Origin of the sequence: Nesterenkonia haasae, assembly GCF_010119385.1 — a bacterium.
GTDB lineage: Bacteria > Actinomycetota > Actinomycetes > Actinomycetales > Micrococcaceae > Nesterenkonia > Nesterenkonia haasae.
Window position 1 is genome coordinate 583,046 of record NZ_VFIE01000017.1, and the last position, 18,770, is coordinate 601,815.

Consider the following 18,770-nt stretch of genomic DNA (forward strand, 5'->3'; position numbering starts at 1 on the left):
ACGTAGGGTGTGAGTCTATGAGTGTCGACACAGGACGGCTGCCCAAAGCCGTACACGTCTCAGAAGAGGCCCTTGAGGTGCTGCGCAGCAACACCGGCAAGCTGACCACTGAAGTGGGTCAGCACCTGGAGGCTGAACTGCCCTGGTACAACCAGCTCTCCACTGAAGAGCGCGCCTCGCTGCGCCTCATCGCCCAGCGGGGCATCGCAGGCCTGGCCAACTGGCTGCAGGATCCAGCAGCACGTTCGCTCCCACTGGTCAACGAACTGCTGGGGCCAGCGCCCACCGACCTGATGCGCACGATCAGCCTCCAGCGTGCGCTGCAGCTGATTCGCACCATCGTTGACGCTGTGGAAGCCAGGCTTCCCGGCCTGATGCCTGAGCCGGACCAACCTCCCATGCTGGAGGCTGTGTTGCGCTACTCGAGGGAAGTAGCCTTCGCCATTGCCGATGTCTACGCCCGCGCAGCGGAGTCTCGCGGGGCCTGGGATTCACGCCTCGAGGCCCTGTTGGTGGACGCGGTTCTGCGTGCCGACCCGGCCGAGCAGATCGCCTCCCGAGCTGCAGCTGTGGGCTGGCAGTCTGGTGCCGGCGTCGTCGTCGTGGTCGGGTCCGCGCCTGAGCAGGCTGATGCGGTGTTCCTTTCCCACCTGCGGCGGCAGTGTGTCCGATTCGCCGGCGACGCTGTCGTCGGTGTGCAGGGCCATCGGCTGATCCTGCTGCTGGGCGGGGTCACGAACTTGGAACAGGGACTGGCTAGAATCTTGCCGCACTTTGGCGAAGGGCCAGTGGTCTACTCCCAGCACGAGGGGCCGATCGCCAACGCTGCCCGCTGCGCCCAGTCCGCGTTCGCCGGCTGCTCAGCGGCGCCGGCTTGGAGCCGCACTCCCCGGCCAGCCGCAGCGGAGGAGCTGCTTCCGGAGCGGGCTCTTGCCGGAGACCCGCACGCCAAAGACGCTCTGACCAGCGGAATCTGCACCCCTCTGCAGGCTGCCGGTCACGGCCTACTTGAAACCGTGGATGCCTATGTCAACGGTGGGCACTCCCTAGAGGCCACTGCGCGGGAGCTGTTTGTGCACACCAATACAGTCCGCTACCGCCTCAAACGCATTACGGAAGTCACCGGGTGGGATCCTATGGAGCCCCGCGATGCTTACGTTCTGCATACAGCATTGTCCCTAGGTCGGCTGTGACGAGGAGCGAGCTGACCAGAACGTTGTAGAGTACCTACAAGTTCGTGCACACGATGTCGTCTGTGGAGATGGGGGCGCTAACGCCCAGGTGATGGAAAGGTTGAGCGTGTGCTAGCTATCGTATGCCCTGGACAGGGCTCCCAGACTCCCGGTCTCCTGACCCCGTGGCTGGAGAACGACGACGCCACCGCCGCGCTTCTTGCCGAATACTCCGGGTATGCGGGAACCGATCTCATCGCCCACGGCACCACATCCGATGAAGAGACCATCCGCGACACTGCCGTCGCGCAGCCTCTTATTGTGGCCTCCACGCTGTTGAGCGCCAATGCACTTGGCCTCACGCCGGGGCGGCTCTCGGAGCTCGGCGACAAGGTTCTCGTCTCCGGCCATTCAGTGGGTGAGATTCCTGCGGCGGCTCTGGCTGGGGTGCTGACTGCCCAGCAGGCTTTGGAGCTGATCTCGGTGCGTGCAACGGCAATGGCTGAGGCTGCTGGAGCTGAAACCACCGGGATGGCCGCAGTACTTGGTGGCGCGGAGGAAGAGGTGTTGACCGCCATCGAGTCAGCCGGGCTCACCCCAGCGAACCTCAACGGGGCCGGGCAAATCGTGGCCGCAGGCTCCCAGGCCGGAATTGATCGCCTCTGCTCCAATCCTCCGGCCCGCGCCCGGGCGATCCCGCTGAAGGTCGCCGGAGCCTTCCATACGCAGTACATGGCCCCCGCCAAGCGCGCATTGTCCGCCGCAGCGCAGTCCACATCGGCGGCCCATCCAGGAGTGACCCTACTGTCGAACCGCGACGGAGCTGCGGTGCATACCGGTTCTGACGTCTTGGACCAGATTGTCGACCAGGTCACCCGACCAGTGCGCTGGGACTCGTGCATGGATTCCATGCGGGAGGCCGGTGTCACCGGAGTTCTGGAACTGCTGCCGGGCGGAACGCTCGCCGGACTCGCCAAACGCGCTATGAAAGGCACCAAGACATGTGCCGTGAAGTCTCCTGACGACCTCAGCGCCGCCGCTGAGTTCATAGCAGAACACACCGCCTGAAACTCCGACTGAAGAGACACACAGTGACCGCCACCCTGAAGCCCACCAACCCAGTCGATGCCACCGCTGTGCTCGGCCTCGGTGCTTATCGCCCTTCAACCCTTGTGGACAATGAGCAGATCTGCCAGTGGATTGACTCTTCAGACGAATGGATCCGCAAGCGGACCGGAATCGTCACTCGTCATCGAGCCCCTGCAGACGTCTCTGTGGTCGATATGGCGGAGGCCGCTGCGCTTGAGGCACTCCAGGATGCGGGCATTGCCGGTTCACAGGTGGACTCGGTCATCGTGTCTACGGTGACTCACCCCTATATGACCCCTTCGGCCGCCTCCGACCTTGCCCACCGAGTCGGTGCCACGCCAGCCGCTGCCTTCGACATCTCCGCAGCTTGCGCCGGTTACTGCTACGGCATCGCGCAAGCGGATGCGCTTGTCCGATCCGGCCACGCCGAGCATGTATTGGTCGTCGGGGTGGAGAAACTCTCCGACATTATCGACAACCATGAACGGTCCATCAGTTTTCTGCTGGGCGACGGCGCTGGCGCTGTGGTGGTCGGGCCTTCCGTCACTCCAGGCATCGCTGCATCAGTCATCGGGTCAAACGGTGAGAAGTGGAATGCAGTGTCCATGGACAGCTCCCTCCTGAGGTTGCGGGATGCTCTGTTCGACGCCCACACCTCGGGTGATGCCACCGCGCTGCTGGATCAGGAACAGCGGTTGTGGCCCACACTTCGGCAGGACGGGCAGACCGTGTTCCGCTGGGCAGTTTGGGAAATGGCGAAAGTTGCCGCCGAGGCTCTTGAGAAAGCAGGCGTTGCGGCCGAAGACCTTGCGGCATTTGTCCCGCACCAGGCCAACATCAGGATCATCGACGAGCTATCCAAACAGCTCAAACTTCCTGAACATGTCCTGGTGGGCCGTGACATCGTTGATGCTGGTAACACCTCTGCGGCGTCAATTCCCCTGGCGCTGCATCGCTTGCGAGCCGAGAATCCTGAAATTTCTGGGGGGCTCGCACTGCAGATCGGATTCGGCGCGGGCCTGGTGTACGGCGCACAAGTCATCCGAATCCCGTAAGTTAGACACGCACGTTTTTTGCACATCCAACCGAACACTAATGAGAGGAGCCCCAGTGGCTGATAAGAATGCAATCCTCGCCGGACTTGCCGAGATCGTAGAGGAAGAGACCGGTCTGGAGACCGAAGAAGTCCAGCTGGACAAGTCTTTCACTGAAGACCTGGACATTGACTCCATCTCCATGATGACGATCGTGGTCAATGCCGAAGAGAAGTTCGATGTGAAGATCCCCGATGAGGAGGTCAAGAACTTGACCACCGTCGGTGATGCTGTGACCTACATCGCCAACGCTGCCGGCTGAGTTCGCTCTTCTCGTTCAGTCGCAGGGTTTGTGTGGGGGCTAACGCCCCCACACCCTCCGCATAAGCTCTCGTGGTGCTCGTTACTGCGGGACAGACCGCTACATCCTCAGCAGGTAGGAAAGTTCCATGTCGAAACGTCTCGTTATCACCGGGCTCGGTGCCACCACTCCCCTTGGCGGTGACGTCAAGAGCACCTGGGATGCCGCTCTTGCCGGCACCCCTGGCGCCAAGACGCTCGAACACGACTGGGTCGAGCAGTATGACCTGCCGGTAACGTTCGCAGCAGAGGTGGCGGTAGAGCCTGCAGAGGTCCTTTCCCGGCCTGAGACACGCCGGATGGACAGATCGACTCAGTTAGGCATGGTGGCTGCGCGCGAAGCCTGGGCAGACGCCGGTCTGGAAGACGCTGACGTCGATGGAGAACGCCTGGCCGTCAGCTTTGCCACCGGGATCGGTGGAGTATGGACGCTGCTGAACTCGTGGGACACCTTGCGTGAGAAAGGTCCGCGGCGAGTCCTTCCGATGACCGTGCCTATGCTGATGCCCAATGGGGCATCCGGCGCTATCAGTCTGGCTTTCGGCGCTCAAGCTGGGGCGCGCACTGCGGTCTCCGCCTGTGCCTCCGGAGTAGAGGCACTCATTATGGCCATGGACCTGCTGAACTCAGGTGAGGTAGACGTGGTATTGGCGGGCGGAACCGAAGCCGCTATTCACCCGCTCCCCCTCGCGGCATTCGCAAATATGCAAGCACTCTCACGGCGCAATGACGACCCTGGTGCGGCATCACGCCCTTATGACATTGACCGGGACGGCTTCGTCATGGGTGAAGGCGCCGGTGCCCTGATCATCGAAACACAGGAGCACGCTGAGGCACGCGGCGCCACTGCGTACGCCGAACTGGCCGGTGGAGCGGTCACCTCTGATGCGCACCACATCACGGCACCTGACCCAGAGGGCCAGGGTGCCACACGGGCTTTGCGCCGCGCACTTGCCTCAGCCGATGCCTCCGAAACGGATGTGACCCACGTCAACGCGCATGCGACCTCCACACCTCTCGGTGATGTCCCCGAATACGTGGCCATGAAGGCCGTTTTCGGTCAGCACCTGGAGTCGATCTGCGTCTCGGCCACCAAGTCACAGACGGGCCATCTCCTGGGTGCTGCCGGTGCCGTGGAGTCTGTACTGACCGTCAAGGCCCTGGCCGACCGCAAAGCTCCGGTGACCATTAACCTGGATAATCAGGACCAGAAGATCCCTCTCGATGTGGTGACCGGCTCCCCACGGGAACTCCGCGCGGACGACCAAGTGGGTATCTGCTCAAGCTTCGGCTTCGGAGGCCACAATGCTGTGGCTGCCTTCCGAACCGTTTGATACCGCGCCAACGCGCCGGCTCCTCATCACGCGTACCGCACGCGTAAAGTGAGGGACCTCGGCAGCGGAATGGTGCCTAGTGGTGCCTAGACTGCGTGGCTCAGCCAACGGACAGGAGCACCCTCGGCCGCATGCCTGAAGGGTTCCAACTCTTCATCCCAGGCTTCGCCTAGAGCAAGCGAAAGCTCCTGGTACATCACAGTGGGGTCGCCGACTCCAAGTTCGTATGCGTAGCGGATCCGGTCCTCAGAGACCATGATGTTGCCGGCTGTGTCTACTGTGGCGTGGAAGATTCCCAGTTCAGGGGTGTGCGACCATCGGGACCCGTCACAACCGGGCGACGGCTCTTCTGTCACCTCAAAGCGCAGATGACCCAATGCGCGCAGCGCAGATGCCATTTTGGCACCCAGGCCCTGTTTACCCTGCCAGGTCAGTTCGGCGCGGTGTGTTCCGGGCGCAGCAGGCTGCTGGACCCACGCAAAATCGACTCGTGCGTCCACAACTGACGCTACTGCCCATTCAACGTGAGGGCAGAGCGCGCTGGGCGCCGAGTGGATGTGCAGGACACCCCTGGCCACATATTCCGACATATCCATCCTCCACATGTGCGTCTCGGTACGTCTTCCCCAACGGCCGGAACTGCTTCATGTGTGAAGGTGTGCGCCCTCATCTTAACAGGTATAGCTCGGTTTCGGCACCACCCGTTCGCTGACCCGGGCAGCGAGTCCACTAAGCGCGCGGGTGTGCTTGTGCATACGCTTTGGCGAGTCGGTCAACGGAGATGTGTGTGTAGACCTGAGTGGTGGACAGTGAAGCGTGGCCAAGCATCTCCTGAACGGTGCGCAGATCCGCTCCTCCGTCCAGCAGGTGCGTTGCTGCGCTGTGGCGCAGCGAGTGCGGCCCCCTTGCCGCCGTGGTACCCATGGCGGCAAGGGATTCATCGATCACCCGCCGCACAACGCGAACGTCGATTCGACCACCCCGTTGTCCGAGGAAAAGGGCATGGCCGCTGCGTTGATGCGCGAGTACTTTCCGGGCCTCATTCGTCCAGCGATGGAGCGCCTTTTCGGCTGGAATGCCGAACGGGACCACACGTTCTTTTCGTCCTTTTCCGAGTACTCGCAACATTCTGCGATCAGATTCGACCGACTCCAGATCCAGACCGGTGAGTTCTGAGACTCGGATCCCTGTCGCGTAAAGCAGTTCTATGATGGCCTCGTCTCTGACGGCTGTGGCCCAACCGACCGGGTCAGTGTCCTTGATCCGACCATAGGCCTCACGCATGCTCTGCGCGGATTCCGTAAGCTGCTCCACGTGCCCGGCCTGCAGTACGTTTGGAAGGTGGTTGCCACGTGGCGCGGATTTGAGCCTGACGGCCGGATCCTCTGTGAGGTGGCCGCGCTTATAGGCCCAACCTGAGAAAGTGCGCACTGAGGCCGTCTTCCGATTCAGGGTGCTGCGAGCCAGTCCGGCAGAGTGCAGCTCGGCCAACCATGTTCGCAACGTAGCCAGGCGAAGATTTGCTAGACCCTGCGAATGCTCACTGAGCTGCAGTAGGTCGCTGGTGTAACCACGGACCGTATGCTCGGAGAGCCGGCGTTCGTGACGCAGGTGCGCAACAAATTCTTCAAGCAGCGGGTCGGGTTGTTCCATGCTGGGCAGTCTAGACAGAGCACAGAGTTATGGCGTCAAACCGCGCCGGTGGCCGAATAGTCTTATTGCTACGGACTCTTGGAAGGTCGGCATGGAAATGGCACGAAAGCCCTATGCCGAAGGATGCTGGGTCTCGACTGGCCTGCAGGTTCAGCTTCGGGAACCGCGTGAGGGCGCGCTGCGACCCCATCCGCCTTGGGTTCGGCGCACCAGCTTCCTCCTCTCAAGCCTGCTCAGGCCTCCATAAATCTGCGGCATTGGTAGTCCCGCAATTGCTGATAGGCGACCCGGCGTGGTGACTCTCCGAACCGGGAGAGCATCGTAGATGCGCCGTGCCACCTCATCGAGACCGTCGACGACCGAGGGAGAGTCGTCATTGGTGACGTGGTCCTGGACTGTCTCGATACAGTCCTGGCCTTCGGCTCCGGGGTGGGGTGTTGCTGCAGCGACAAGTTCCAGGATGTCTGCGGCGTCTGTCACTACCTGAGCGGGAGTGTGCCGCAGGAGGCGGTGGCAGCCCGCCGAGCTCACGGAGAAGACGCTGCCCGGGACGACTCCCACGGGGCGGCCGATGTCCAGCGCGTGGTGAGCTGTCGACAATGCGCCTGAGCGCCACCGTGCTTCCACGACAACAACTGCGGCGGCCAATGCTGCGATGAGTCGATTTCGCTGGAGGAACCTGTGTCTGGTGGGGGCCGACCCCGGCGCCATCTCACTCAACACCATGCCCTGCTTCAGGAGGTCTCGGAGCAACCGGTCATTACCCGCTGGATAGAGCCTGTCCACTCCCCCCGCCAAGACGGCAACGCCAGGCCAATGACCGTGCTGCGCGCCTGCCACAGAACCTCTGTGTGCTGCGGCGTCGATACCGTAGGCTCCACCGGAGATGACCGTCACACTGTGTCCGGCGAGCTCTCGGGCCGCCTCCCAGGCAACGTGGCCTCCATAGTCTGTCATTTCACGAGAACCAACGAGTGCGACGCTCCGACCAGCACCTGGAAGGCGTCCCCAAACTTCTCGGTACGGGTCGCTGTCGCCTCCAGCGAGTCTGAACCATAGAGCAAGTGGTTGGGCGGGACCGAGGTCCTCAAGTTGTCGCGGCCAAGCAGCGTCCTCAGGGATCAGAAGTCCCCCTCCCTGGCGGCGCAGAGAGTTCAACATCTGCGTGTCGCCAATCTGGGGCAGCCGGGTCCGCCAGCGCTCCAACGCTTCAGACAGTTTCCGCTGTCGCGGCATCAGCCCCGCGGATTCCGCTGCTTCTCCCACCGTATGCTGCTGGAGAGCAGTGGGCTCACGACCTGAGCGGATCAGCTCCACCGCCTCGTCAGCACCTAGTGCGGCAACGGCGAGCTGACCCAGAAGATCGCCAGGTTCGATGAGTCGACTGAGATCTGCGCGAGCCTGCCTGGTTTCCTCTGGTGCCCATGTCGGACAATCGTCAGCCAGCATTCCTTCTCCTCAACGTCGCACACCGACATGCCGCAGGTGCATGGCAATGTCTATTTCTTCGTCGTCTGGGCACTCTTTGAGCGAAATATCCGACAATGTCCAGGCAAGCCGCAAAACACGAACGTAACCGCGAAGCGAAATCTGAGCTCGATCCAGACTCGCGTCGAGGGCCTTCAAACTGCTCCGCGGCAGCCGCAGCTCATTGGACAACAGGCTCAACGGTGCCTGGCTATTGAGCTTCAGTCCGTAGGGGGCCAGCCGGTAGGCCTGACGTTGCCGAGCCTGTTGGACCCGCCGCGCCACTTGTGCCGAGCACTCGCCGGTCTCCTCCAGCGTCAAGGCGGCTGATTGCGGACGATCCACCTGCACGTGAACATCCACTCGGTCCAGTAGCGGCCCGGATAGACGGCTGAGGTAGTTTCGGCGTTGAGCCACTGAACAGACGCACTGTCTTCCCGAACCCACGTTCATTCCGCAGGGGCATGGGTTGGCCGCTAGAACGAGCTGGAAGCTGGCAGGGTAGGTGACCTGTCCAGCCGACCGATGAAGAGTGATCGCGCCCCTCTCCAACGGTTGCCGAAGAGAGTCGAGAACATGGCGGTGGAACTCTGGAGTCTCATCGAGAAAAAGTACTCCCAGATGGGCCCGCGTGGCGGCACCCGGGCCTGGGATTTTGCTTCCTCCGCCGAGGATGGAGGCAGCTGACGCACTGTGGTGGGGTGCTTCGAACGGGCGGCGGCGCTGCAGCCGAGTAACGCTCGTGGCACCGGAACTAATCGAGGCTATAGCCGTAGCGACCATCGACTCTTCATCATCTAGCGGCGGAAGAATCGAAGGGAGCCTCTCGGCCAACATGGTCTTTCCTGCTCCCGGTGCGCCCATGAGCAACATATGGTGGCCCCCAGCAGCTGCTACTTCCAGGGCGAATCGAGCCTCCTGCTGTCCCCTCACGTCAGCGAGGTCTCGTTCGTGCTCGAGGTCTGGGTTGGCGCTACGGCCCGCACCGCCGGCAATGTGCTGAACGAGTGTCTCCGGCGCGCGAAGGACTCGGTCAGCTTTTGGCGCACGAAAGTGATATGCAACAGGCAGCACATGGTCAGCCGCCAGTACCTCCACCCCGGACACCAGCGCCGCCTCGGCAGCGTTTTCGGCGGAGACCACCACAGTGCGAATACCTGACTTGGAGGCGGCTACCACCGATGGTAGTACGCCTTTCACACCCCGGAGCCGGCCGTCCAAACCCAGTTCGGCGAGGAATACGGTATCAGCGGTTCCCTCCACATATCCGTCGGCAGCCCACGCACTCATCAGAATTGCTAGGTCAAGACCGGATCCTGACTTCGGCAGTGAGGCAGGAAACAGATTGACGGTGAGTCTCCGGCGTGGCAGATTCAGACCCGCATTTTTGGCTGCTGACCTTATGCGGTCCTGGCTCTCTCTGAGAGCGGCGTCGGGTAGGCCCAGTAGAACAAAGGCTGGCAAGGTCTGTCCGATATCGGCTTCGACCTCGATGAGCCAACCTTCCATGCCGATCAGCACCACAGAGCGGGCGCGACCCATACTCATGAAATGTCCTTGAGATGCTCAAGAACAGCTGAGTTCTCTCCTTCGACGTTTTCCCGTTCCAAGAGAACCGCAATCGCATCCACGCGCTTCCGGGCGGGCTTTAGTCGCCGGTGAGCCGCATACTCTATGAGCAGCCTGTGCAGCCTTCTGAGTTTCGGCTCAGTGATGGCTTCGAAGGGGTGGCCGAAGCCCACACCACGACGAGTCTTAACCTCAACAGCGACCAAGTCTTTGTGGTCCATGGTGATCAAGTCGAGCTCCCCGGTGGGAGTCCGCCAACGGCGCTCCAGTATCCGGTGGCCGCTTTCCACGAGGTATTCGGCGGCTTTATCCTCACCCACCAGTCCTGTCCGGTCCTTGCTCCGCATGGGCGCTCCTTTCACCTGTCCGTGAGCACCAGAATGCGCTCTGCGAACGGGCCGGTGAGCGGCGCGTGAAGAGACTGTGGAGACCTCGGCGTGTGAGGGGGCAGGACCACCGATTGGGGATAAGCTCACGTGCCTGCGGAGGCAAGCAGCTGCCGCGAACGTCAGATCACGACACCTGTCTCAGGCCGAGCAGCGTAATTCCGGGGCTCCTCAGAGGCCGGGCAGTGTCTCCAACCCAAGATTCCAGGATTGTCGGTGGTGCGTTGTCGGACCTCGCGTGAGGATGGCCGCGCGGTGAGCGACGGACCCGTAACCCTTGTTGGACTCCCAGCCGAACTCAGGGTGTTCGCCAGCCAACTCAGTCATCAGTCCGTCTCGTTCCACCTTGGCCAGAACGGAGGCGCAGGCTACGGACAGCGACTTGGTATCTGCCTTGGCCATAGTGGTGACCGGGACTTCGGCTTGGATCCAGTCGTGGATTCCGTCAAGAATAATGTGGTCCACAGGGCGACCCAACTGTTCGTGAACCGAGGCTAGAGCTGCTCGGCCTGCGGCGCCCATTGCGGAAGTGAGTCCCGCGGCGTCGATTGTCTGTGGCGCGGAATGTTGGACGCTGAATGCCTTGGCGTGCTGGCAGATCGAAGGCTTCCACCTGGTCCGGGCGGGCGCAGATAGCAGCTTCGAGTCCCGCACTCCGTCGAGTGCCTGCCAGACGCCGGTGCCTGAGGAACGGACTTCGTTCGGGAGTTTGTGAAGGTCGATCACAACGATTCCAACGGTCACCGGCCCTGCCAGAGCACCCCGTCCGACTTCATCGACGCCTGCAATAAACCGGGAGCCAGTCCGCTCAGCCAGTGCCAGCTCTGGAAGCAGGGTGGCGTTGATGCTGCGATTCACTGCGGCTCTGGGACTGTCTCAAACGGGTCCCGCTCGTTACCTCCGCCACCCCAGCGATCCACCGGCCAGACGATGCTCAGGGTGCGGCCAATGATGTCATCCTCCGGTACTGCTCCCTGGTCAGGTTCCTCAACATGGGAGCGGGAGTCTGCGGAGGCAGAGCGATTATCTCCCAGGAGCCACACGTGACCTTCTGGGACGGTGACGTCGAAACTGGAGGCAGATGGCTCCGTCCCGGGGAACAGATACGGCTCGTCGATCGGCTCTCCGTTGACGAGGATACGCCCGTCCTCGTCACAGCATTCGACCTCGTCTCCTTCAAGTCCGATCACCCGTTTAACCACGTAGTGGCTTGAAGTGTCCGGGGACAGCCCGATGAAAATCAGTGCCTCTTGAACGGAGCTGGTCTCCGGGGCGGGGCTCCCCCACCAGCTGCGGGTGTCCTCGAAGACGACCACATCGCCGCGTTCTATGTCCATCACTCCGGGAGCCAGGAGGTTTACCACGATCCTGTCGTCGACTTCCAATGTGGGCTGCATGGACTCCGAGGGAATGTAGAAGGCTCGTAGCAGGAATGTCTTGATGATGAAGGAAATGACGACCGCCATGACAACGATCACCGCGAGTTCGATGAAGAACGAAACCGCCCAATGGCGCTTCTTCTCAGCCGGCTGCTCGTGGCCGGAAGCCTCGGGGGGACCCTCCGCAGCGCTCACCGCAGGCCTCCTTCAAGGTCACGTCGGTCCTCCCATGGCCAGACCACGGAGGTGGCCAGACCGATGATTCGATCTTCGCTGATCATACCGCCACCGGGTGCGCCCAGGAGGTCTCGAGAGTCGACTGACTCCCCTCGGTTGTCCCCCATCACCCAAATTCGCCCTTCTGGGACGAGCGCTTCGAATGTCAGATCTGAGGCTGGCTGCTCTGGACTCACCTGCTCAGGGAGGTAGCCCTCAACTATGGGTTCGCCGTTGACTGTCAGCTGTCCTGAGTCGTCGCAGCAGCTCACCAAGTCTCCTTCGGCACCGATAACGCGCTTGACGTAGACGTGGGGTGCGGGTCCCAGGCCGATCCAATGCCCCATAGTCTCGAGGGTGCGGGTCAAGCTGGGACCGCCTTGGTACGGAGTAAAGGACCCTTCTCCGTCGAAGACCACAATGTCGCCACGTTGAACACCACCCTCATCGGGATAGTTCTTCACGACAGCGATTCGTTCACCATCGCGCAAAGTGGGGTGCATAGATTCTTGGTTGACCGCGTAGAGATCCACCGTGGAGACTCGGAGCAGCGTACTAATAATCAAGGCGAGGATGATGACGACGCCGGTAACGACCACCCAGCGGCGCGGGGGCTTTAACAGCCGCGAGCCCCGGGACTCGGAGCTGGGCTCAGCAGTCTCGGGGCTCGCGGGCACGTTCAGGATGCTTTGGCGTGGAGTCGGCGCTGAAAGATCAGGCCTCGACGACTTCCTCCACGTCCTGTCCCTGAGCACGGGCGACCTGGGACTCGCGCTTTTCGGGGATGCGCGCAGCCTTACCGTGGCGGTCGCGCATGTAGTAGAGCTTGGCACGGCGAACGTCACCACGCGCACTGACCTCGATCTTGTCGATCACTGGAGAGTGCACCGGGAAGGTACGCTCCACCCCGACGCCGAAGGACACTTTACGAACGGTGAAGGTTTCGCGCAGACCTGAGCCCTGGCGTCCGAGGACGTAGCCTTTGAAGATCTGGACACGAGTGGTTTTGCCTTCCACGATGTTCACGTGGACGTTGACGGTGTCACCCGGACCGAATTCCGGGACGTCGCTGCGCTGGCTGGCGGCATCAACATAGTCGAGTTTCTGCATGGTTTCTCCTCCAGAGGCTGCCACAGGTCAACTCCCTGATATCGGGGACCCTGGCCGGCTGCGCCTGAGGCGCTTGCGGCACTGGTCGAAAGTCTCAGTGTTCCGGTGCGAACCGAATGTTCATCCACCGGGTCCTGGCTGTCCGGCGCCCCTCCCCTGTGGCAGAGTCGGCACCCAGCAGGCACAGCACTCCATCTTATGCGCTCGCTCAGGTTTTATCCACTTTCGGGATTCGCGAGTTCACAGGGGTTGTTTTTCGCTCAGCGCCCAAAAACCCCCGTGGAGGTGCTTTGGGCCTCGCACCGTGGGTGGGGTCTCCCGTACCGTGGTCCGGAACGGCGCAGCCGTTGATGATCCGAAGAGTGAGTAGAGACTGGAGAGAGACTAATCATGACTGAAGCAGCTACTGAGAACGTTCCCGACCTGCAGCAGGCTCTGAAGGATGCCACTGAGAATCGAACAGACGAGGGGTTCCTGCAGGATGATGTCACCAATGTCCTCAACGCCTTCTTGAACAGCCCTGTGTATGTGGCCAGTTCTGAGGACCCTCAGGGCGAAGAGGGAACCAATCTCTTGATGGTCCAGGACAACGAAGGCAATGCGCTGCCTGTGCTGTTTACCACACCGGAGGCCGCTGGAGAGCACGAAGAACAGGCTCCTCATGTGGTCCAGACCAATGGAATCACCTTGGTCCAGTCACTCAAGGACGTTGGCGTGGTTCTCGATCCGATGAGTGATCACCAGTTCCTGATTCCAGCTGAGCAGATGGGTTCAATGCGCAGCTTCGTTGAAGAGCGCCTGGCGGAAGCTGAGCCCGCTCAGGACGACTGATACCGCTGCCACAGGTCGGGGCGGATCTGCTGGGTCCGCTCTTCGGCCTGGGTTTGACGCCACGCAGAAATCCTGGCGTGGTTGCCGGAGAGCAGAATCTCCGGGATATGCTGGCCGCGCCATTGTGCTGGCTTAGTGTAAACCGGATACTCCAAGAGACCGTCAGTGTGTGATTCCTCATCGAGGGAAGCCTCGTTGCCGAGTACACCTGGGATCAGTCGGGTGATGGCTTCGACCATGACGATCACTGCCGACTCGCCTCCGTTGAGTACATAATCACCGATACTGAGTCGCCGTACGTCGAACCGTTCAGCGGCCCAGCTGGTGAACCGTTCGTCGATGCCTTCGAACCTTCCTGGGGCAAAGACTAGATGCGACTTCTTGGAGAGCTCTTCCGCCCTACTCTGGGTGAAGAGCTCTCCGGAAGGTGTGGGGACGATGAGCACCGGATGCTCCTGGGTGCTATTGCCCGCAGGATCGGTTTCTCTGCGGCTGAGCACGTGCTCCATGGCTAGGGCCCAAGGTTCAGGCTTCATCACCATTCCGGCACCGCCACCGGCGGGTGGAGAGTCGACGCTGCGGTGTTTATCGTAAGTGAACTCGCGAAGATTATGCCGGTGGATACTCAGCAGCCCGTCCTGCTGTGCGCGCCCAATAAGGGAGAGATCGAGGGCTTCGAAGAACTCGGGGAGTATTGAGATCAGGTCAATCTTCACCGACAGCTCCTCAGCGTCACGGAAAGAGACCTGCCGGTGGGGTGAGTGTGATCAGCCGATCTTTGGAATTGACCTCAGGAACGATGTCATCGACGAACGGAACCATGACCTCTTCACCACTCTGAGATGTCACCACCAGGATGTCTTGTGCGGACCCAGTAAGCAGCGCTGACACTGTGCCGAGCTCGACCCCCTGGTCACTTATGCAGCGGAAGCCTTCCAGCTCGTGGGAATACCAGCCTTCTTCGTCGTCGTCATGGTCCACCACATCGATGAAGAGAATTGTTCCGCGTAATTCTTCGGCGGCGTTTCGATCAGGGACTTCTTCGAAGCCCAGGAGGCAAATTTTCTTATTCCACCGTTGTGAAGCCACGGTGAGTGTGCCTAACTCTGCACTTTCGCCGCGAGTTTCCCCCGAGGGTTCGGTCTCTGCTGAGGGGAGTCCGGGCTCTCTGAGCAGAACAGCTCCGGGGGCGAGACGTTCAGTGGGCTCATCGGTGAAGAGCTGGACTGTCACTTCCCCGCGGATACCATGTGGCTTACCTATACGAGCGACCCGCAGACGCTCGCCTTGTGAAGGCGGCATCTGCGGGTCGGATTCGTATTCAGTATGTTCCACGGGGTGGTGCCCTATGGGTTGTCAGCGACGACGGTCGGTGTCGACAACGTCAACACGGACGTCATTGCCGCCGGGCAACGCTGCGATCACGGTGCGGAGAGCCTTCGCAGTCCGGCCGGCTCGCCCGATCACACGCCCGAGGTCCTCCGGGTTGACCAGAACCTGAAGGGTGTCGTAGCGGCGACCAGTCTTACGGCGGACATCGACCTCCTCCGGAGAGTCAACAATTCCACGGACCAGGTGCTCTAGGGCATCAGTGAGCGCAGCGTCGGTGCTCATGCTTCGGTCTTCTCCTCGGAGGATTCCTCAGCAGCGGCCTTGCCTGCCTCTGCAGGGGACTGTTCAGCGGCGTTGGTCTTTTCAGCGACAACGGAGCCCTTTGTGGGAGCTGTGAACTCTTCCTTCGGCGCACGAGTCTTCAGCGTGCCTTCAGACCCTTCAAGGCCCTTGAACTTCTGCCAGTCGCCGGTGATCGTCAGCAGCTGCTTGACCTGCTCAGTGGGCTGGGCACCCACGGAAAGCCAGTACTGAGCACGCTCGGACTGGATCTCGATGAACGAGGGCTCCTCCGTTGGCTGGTACTTGCCGATCTCTTCGATGCTCTTGCCGTCACGCTTGACGCGGGAGTCGGCAACGACAACGCGGTACTGGGGGGCGAATTTCTTGCCCATTCGCTTCAGACGAATTTTGACTGCCACTTGTGTGGTTACTCCTGTAGGTTTTGAGGCGTGCACCGGACATCATGCTGCGTGGGGTGATGCAAACAGCCTTTTCCATGCACTAGAACGCTGGTCAGCTAGGTGAGATTAGAGGGTGCTCACCAAATCTGAGCAAGGTACCTATGTATTCTGCCAGATAAACCTGCCTGATGCATATCTCAGGCGGAATCGGACGGTTGTCTTACTTGAGGTACTTTTCGAATCCTTTGGGAAGGTTGAGCTCTTCAGCGTTTAGGTCGGCTGCTCCTGCGCCGAAGCTCGAACCGTCCATCTGCTTCTGACCACGCCGCAGCTCCGCCTCACGGGCCTGCTGGGCGGCCTTTGCCGGATTACCCGACTTACCCTTGGGCTTTTTGCCTTTGGCCTTGGCCTTCTTCCTGCCTCCACCTGGCGCACCCATGCCCGGCATTCCTCCGCCGGGCATTCCGGGGATATCCGGCATGCCTCCACCGGAAGCCATCTTCTTCATCATCTTGGCGGCCTGTCCGAAACGTTCCAGAAGCTGGTTGACTTCAGAAACGTGGACACCGGAACCGCGCGCAATGCGCGCGCGGCGGGAACCGTTGATGATTTTCGGGGCGTTGCGTTCATGCGGGGTCATGGAGTTGATGATGGCCTCAACCCGATCCAACTGGGAGTCATCAAACTGTTCAAGCTGCTGACGCATCCCTGCCGCGCCGGGCATCATACCCAGCAGCTTCTTCATGGAGCCCATCTTCTTGATTTGCTGCATCTGGGCTCGGAAGTCTTCGAGGGTGAAGTCCTCCTGGTCGGCAAACTTCTGAGCCATCTTGGCTGCTTCGTCTTTGTCCCACGAAGCCTCAGCCTGTTCGATAAGGCTGAGAATGTCACCCATGTCGAGAATCCGTCGAGCCATGCGGTCGGGGTGGAAGACTTCAAAGTCTTTCAACCCCTCACCAGTGGACGCATACATGACGGGCTTGCCCGTCACTGACGCCACGGACAGGGCAGCACCACCCCTGGCATCGCCGTCGAGCTTGGTGAGCACCACGCCGGTGAAGTTCACACCTTCGTTGAACGCCTGAGCCGTGTTGACCGCGTCCTGGCCAATCATGGCGTCAATCACGAACAGCGTCTCGTGTGCATTGACAGCGGCTTTGATGTCAGCTGCCTGGCGCATGAGCTCCTCATCGACGCCTAGGCGGCCGGCGGTGTCTATGATGACCACATCGTGGAGCTTCGACTTCGCGTGTGCAAGTCCGTCCTTAGCCACAGCTACCGGGTCACCAGTTGCCGCTTCAGCTTCTGAGCTCACCCCTGGATGCGGTGCATAGACCGGCACGCCCGCACGCTCACCTCCAACCTGCAGCTGCTTCACCGCATTGGGCCGTTGAAGGTCGCAGGCTACGAGGACTGGAGTGTGCCCCTGATTTTTCAGATGCAGTGCCAGCTTCCCTGCGAGCGTAGTCTTACCGGCTCCTTGGAGGCCGGCGAGCATAATGATGGTAGGGGGCTGCTTGGCGAACTCGAGTTGCCGGGTCTGCCCGCCGAGAATGCCCACCAGCTCTTCGTTCACGATCTTGACGACTTGTTGTCCGGGATTCAGTGCCTGAGCGACCTCCGTCCCCAACGCACGAGCTTTGATCCGGGCAATGAATTCTCGGACTACGGGGACAGCAACGTCGGCGTCGAGGAGGGCACGGCGGATTTCTCTGGCGGTGCCGTCAATGTCGGCCTCGGTCAGCTTCCCCTTGCCGCGGAGGTTCTTGAACGTCGCTGTGAGGCGATCAGAGAGCGAGTTGAACACGTCGGGTGCGTTTCCTTAAAAACTCATAGTGCCGTTAGTCGAGGGTGTTCAGCCCCAGCTTGAAGCTGACCCCGGACTCGAAACTTCCAAAGCTCTAGAGTAACAATGTGAGCCAAGAGCCGGATGCACAGGTCATCAAGTCAGCGCTGGGCACCCACCTGGCGTACCTCCGCGCGGCCGAATCCGGCCACCGCGCCGCCGGTCGTGCTCTTTCTCAGCACCCCGAGCTTTCCCACCTGGTGCGGATGCAGCGCAGTCCCATCGCTCGCTCAGCGGCCCACCGTGCCCGCGGGGCGTCATTCGGACAGCGGGCGGAGTTCGTCGAACAACTCCTCGATTTCCCGGTATCAGGACTGCGATCGCTGACTTCCAGCGATATGCGCACACTTCAGGTCCCGGCACACATAGGCGCAACTGCCGTACCGAAACAGCTTTCCGAGGCCATCGCAGAACGGGAATCCACCGCTCGTCTGGCTGCAGCGAAACCTGCCACCCGACCGTCCACGCAGAAGACACTTGACCCGGATGAGGCCGACGGGACCGCCTCGGAATGGCCTACGCAGAGCGGGGACGCAGTGACTCTCACCACACTGGAGCGTAAGGTCCCATGGTATAAACGGGGCTTTGCCGACATCCTCCGGGGACGCAAGTAGGATCGAACATATGACTGAAAACTCCCGGCCAGAGAGCGTCGACCTCTCTGATGCATTCGAACACGACGGCGTGGAACCCGAGCTGGCTGATGGGGAAGAAACCGCATCGGTGGACTCACAAGATGGGGTAAGTGACGGCATCCTGCCCCCGAGCGATCTCGGCGATAACGCCCATCAGGTTGTCACAGCTCTGCTGGGCCACCAGCAGGATCTCGTAATGGAGCTTCGCAGCGTCTACGACCAGCTCGAACAGGTGCGGCAGGTCGAGTACGCCGCACTGGAGGCGCGGGTACAAGACGCTGAGGCGACGGTGTCGGCCGCCCCGTCCTCCGGGGAACTTCAGGAGCTGTTGGACCTGCTTGAGAACATTTCCTCCTCCCTTAGGGACCAGGAGGAGAAGCAGTCCAATTTTGACCAGGCTCTGCGCGATGCTGGGGACTCCTATGCGGCGCAGCTGGCCGAGCGCGATGCCCGTATCGCCGCGCAGAACGCCCGGATTGACCAGCTGGAAATTGCAATCGCCGCTGCCGCAGAATCTGCCGATTCCGCTCATGAACAGCTAGGGGTCTTGGCCAAGGAGACGGAGTCCAGCCTCCTGCACCGGGTAGGCGAGCGAGTCTCCCCTGCGGCGCAGCAGGCACGAAACGCATTGAACTCCATTCGGGGCCGCTTCAGGAGGTAGTCGCCTGTGCGAG

At 61.2% G+C, this 18,770-nt stretch carries 22 protein-coding genes; 8 read left to right on the plus strand and 14 right to left on the minus strand.

Translation table 11 applies throughout. From position 1 onward, the window contains the following. Positions 1–17 precede the first annotated feature (17 nt). The 5 genes from FH975_RS02800 to fabF all read left to right on the plus strand — a co-directional run bounded on the left by FH975_RS02800 (position 18) and on the right by fabF (position 4,989). On the plus strand, positions 18–1,193 hold the full coding sequence (locus FH975_RS02800) for a PucR family transcriptional regulator (protein WP_162319924.1): 1,176 nt from the start codon (positions 18–20) through the stop codon (positions 1,191–1,193). Between the two features lie 108 nt (positions 1,194–1,301). After that, entirely contained in the window at positions 1,302–2,240 is a 939-nt protein-coding gene (locus FH975_RS02805) for an ACP S-malonyltransferase (protein ID WP_162319925.1), read from the plus strand. A 23-nt stretch (positions 2,241–2,263) separates the two neighbouring features. Continuing rightward, positions 2,264–3,316 carry a beta-ketoacyl-ACP synthase III gene (locus tag FH975_RS02810; protein ID WP_162319926.1) on the plus strand — a complete coding sequence of 351 codons (1,053 nt, stop codon included), beginning with the start codon at positions 2,264–2,266 and terminating at the stop codon, positions 3,314–3,316. 55 nt (positions 3,317–3,371) lie between these two features. Further along, entirely contained in the window at positions 3,372–3,617 is a 246-nt protein-coding gene (locus FH975_RS02815; RefSeq protein ID WP_138252102.1) for an acyl carrier protein, read from the plus strand. Between the two features lie 127 nt (positions 3,618–3,744). Next, positions 3,745–4,989: a beta-ketoacyl-ACP synthase II gene (gene fabF, locus FH975_RS02820; RefSeq protein WP_162319927.1), complete on the plus strand. Its 1,245-nt coding sequence runs from the start codon at positions 3,745–3,747 to the stop codon at positions 4,987–4,989. A gap of 86 nt (positions 4,990–5,075) precedes the next feature. Here fabF and FH975_RS02825 read toward each other — a convergent pair whose 3' ends face one another. The 9 genes from FH975_RS02825 to rplS form a co-directional block, all read right to left on the minus strand. Further along, entirely contained in the window at positions 5,076–5,579 is a 504-nt protein-coding gene (locus tag FH975_RS02825; RefSeq protein WP_162319928.1) for a DUF3145 domain-containing protein, read from the minus strand. A 139-nt stretch (positions 5,580–5,718) separates the two neighbouring features. Next, complete coding sequence (locus FH975_RS02830) at positions 5,719–6,642, minus strand: tyrosine recombinase XerC (RefSeq protein WP_162319929.1); 924 nt, start codon at positions 6,640–6,642, stop codon at positions 5,719–5,721. Positions 6,643–6,792: 150 nt separating this feature from the next. Further along, positions 6,793–8,091 carry a DNA-processing protein DprA gene (locus FH975_RS02835; protein WP_162319930.1) on the minus strand — a complete coding sequence of 433 codons (1,299 nt, stop codon included), beginning with the start codon at positions 8,089–8,091 and terminating at the stop codon, positions 6,793–6,795. Positions 8,092–8,100: 9 nt separating this feature from the next. Next, on the minus strand, positions 8,101–9,657 hold the full coding sequence (locus tag FH975_RS02840) for a YifB family Mg chelatase-like AAA ATPase (protein WP_162319931.1): 1,557 nt from the start codon (positions 9,655–9,657) through the stop codon (positions 8,101–8,103). Beyond that, entirely contained in the window at positions 9,654–10,025 is a 372-nt protein-coding gene (locus FH975_RS02845; RefSeq protein WP_162319932.1) for a YraN family protein, read from the minus strand. Before FH975_RS02845 ends, FH975_RS02840 begins: the two co-directional genes overlap by 4 nt. A gap of 210 nt (positions 10,026–10,235) precedes the next feature. Beyond that, positions 10,236–10,922: a ribonuclease HII gene (locus FH975_RS02850; protein ID WP_162319933.1), complete on the minus strand. Its 687-nt coding sequence runs from the start codon at positions 10,920–10,922 to the stop codon at positions 10,236–10,238. Next, positions 10,919–11,638 (minus strand): signal peptidase I, encoded by a 720-nt coding sequence (gene lepB / locus FH975_RS02855; protein WP_328821745.1) that lies wholly within the window; start codon positions 11,636–11,638, stop codon positions 10,919–10,921. Before lepB (FH975_RS02855) ends, FH975_RS02850 begins: the two co-directional genes overlap by 4 nt. Next, positions 11,635–12,336 carry a signal peptidase I gene (lepB, locus tag FH975_RS02860; protein ID WP_328821746.1) on the minus strand — a complete coding sequence of 234 codons (702 nt, stop codon included), beginning with the start codon at positions 12,334–12,336 and terminating at the stop codon, positions 11,635–11,637. Before lepB (FH975_RS02860) ends, lepB (FH975_RS02855) begins: the two co-directional genes overlap by 4 nt. A gap of 37 nt (positions 12,337–12,373) precedes the next feature. Then, complete coding sequence (gene rplS, locus FH975_RS02865) at positions 12,374–12,769, minus strand: 50S ribosomal protein L19 (RefSeq protein ID WP_162320065.1); 396 nt, start codon at positions 12,767–12,769, stop codon at positions 12,374–12,376. A 390-nt stretch (positions 12,770–13,159) separates the two neighbouring features. On the opposite strand from rplS, the gene FH975_RS02870 reads away from it, so the two are divergent. After that, positions 13,160–13,600 carry an SseB family protein gene (locus tag FH975_RS02870; protein WP_162319934.1) on the plus strand — a complete coding sequence of 147 codons (441 nt, stop codon included), beginning with the start codon at positions 13,160–13,162 and terminating at the stop codon, positions 13,598–13,600. On the opposite strand, the gene trmD is transcribed toward FH975_RS02870, so the two are convergent. From trmD to ffh, 5 genes are all read right to left on the minus strand, one after another. Beyond that, the gene (trmD, locus tag FH975_RS02875; RefSeq protein ID WP_162319935.1) at positions 13,588–14,316 is read right to left on the minus strand and encodes a tRNA (guanosine(37)-N1)-methyltransferase TrmD; all 729 of its coding nucleotides are present in this window, start codon (positions 14,314–14,316) and stop codon (positions 13,588–13,590) included. The genes FH975_RS02870 and trmD overlap by 13 nt on opposite strands. Before the next feature lie 16 nt (positions 14,317–14,332). Then, positions 14,333–14,935, minus strand: a complete 603-nt coding sequence (rimM, locus tag FH975_RS02880; RefSeq protein WP_328821748.1) for a ribosome maturation factor RimM — start codon at positions 14,933–14,935, stop codon at positions 14,333–14,335. A 21-nt stretch (positions 14,936–14,956) separates the two neighbouring features. Further along, positions 14,957–15,214, minus strand: coding sequence for an RNA-binding protein (locus FH975_RS02885; protein WP_138252088.1), 258 nt, complete (start codon positions 15,212–15,214; stop codon positions 14,957–14,959). Further along, positions 15,211–15,633 (minus strand): 30S ribosomal protein S16, encoded by a 423-nt coding sequence (gene rpsP, locus FH975_RS02890; protein ID WP_162319936.1) that lies wholly within the window; start codon positions 15,631–15,633, stop codon positions 15,211–15,213. The genes FH975_RS02885 and rpsP overlap by 4 nt, the downstream gene beginning before the upstream one ends. Before the next feature lie 202 nt (positions 15,634–15,835). Continuing rightward, positions 15,836–17,422: a signal recognition particle protein gene (gene ffh / locus FH975_RS02895; protein WP_162319937.1), complete on the minus strand. Its 1,587-nt coding sequence runs from the start codon at positions 17,420–17,422 to the stop codon at positions 15,836–15,838. A 107-nt stretch (positions 17,423–17,529) separates the two neighbouring features. Between ffh and FH975_RS02900 the strand changes: the two genes are divergently transcribed. Both FH975_RS02900 and FH975_RS02905 read left to right on the plus strand, forming a co-directional pair. After that, entirely contained in the window at positions 17,530–18,075 is a 546-nt protein-coding gene (locus tag FH975_RS02900) for a hypothetical protein (RefSeq protein ID WP_162319938.1), read from the plus strand. Between the two features lie 10 nt (positions 18,076–18,085). After that, positions 18,086–18,757 carry a hypothetical protein gene (locus FH975_RS02905; protein ID WP_162319939.1) on the plus strand — a complete coding sequence of 224 codons (672 nt, stop codon included), beginning with the start codon at positions 18,086–18,088 and terminating at the stop codon, positions 18,755–18,757. Positions 18,758–18,770: the final 13 nt, after the last annotated feature.

Bases quoted from the DNA above. Each gene is read 5' to 3' on its own strand.
- FH975_RS02885 (WP_138252088.1), bottom strand. From the start codon at position 15,214: ATGAGCACCGACGCTGCGCTCACTGATGCCCTAGAGCACCTGGTCCGT.
- FH975_RS02905 (WP_162319939.1), top strand. From the start codon at position 18,086: ATGACTGAAAACTCCCGGCCAGAGAGCGTCGACCTCTCTGATGCATTC.
- FH975_RS02800 (WP_162319924.1), top strand. From the start codon at position 18: ATGAGTGTCGACACAGGACGGCTGCCCAAAGCCGTACACGTCTCAGAA.
- FH975_RS02825 (WP_162319928.1), bottom strand. From the start codon at position 5,579: ATGTCGGAATATGTGGCCAGGGGTGTCCTGCACATCCACTCGGCGCCC.
- FH975_RS02840 (WP_162319931.1), bottom strand. From the start codon at position 9,657: ATGAGTATGGGTCGCGCCCGCTCTGTGGTGCTGATCGGCATGGAAGGT.
- FH975_RS02870 (WP_162319934.1), top strand. From the start codon at position 13,160: ATGACTGAAGCAGCTACTGAGAACGTTCCCGACCTGCAGCAGGCTCTG.
- fabF (WP_162319927.1), top strand. From the start codon at position 3,745: ATGTCGAAACGTCTCGTTATCACCGGGCTCGGTGCCACCACTCCCCTT.
- rplS (WP_162320065.1), bottom strand. From the start codon at position 12,769: ATGCAGAAACTCGACTATGTTGATGCCGCCAGCCAGCGCAGCGACGTC.
- FH975_RS02835 (WP_162319930.1), bottom strand. From the start codon at position 8,091: ATGCTGGCTGACGATTGTCCGACATGGGCACCAGAGGAAACCAGGCAG.
- FH975_RS02845 (WP_162319932.1), bottom strand. From the start codon at position 10,025: ATGCGGAGCAAGGACCGGACAGGACTGGTGGGTGAGGATAAAGCCGCC.
- FH975_RS02830 (WP_162319929.1), bottom strand. From the start codon at position 6,642: ATGGAACAACCCGACCCGCTGCTTGAAGAATTTGTTGCGCACCTGCGT.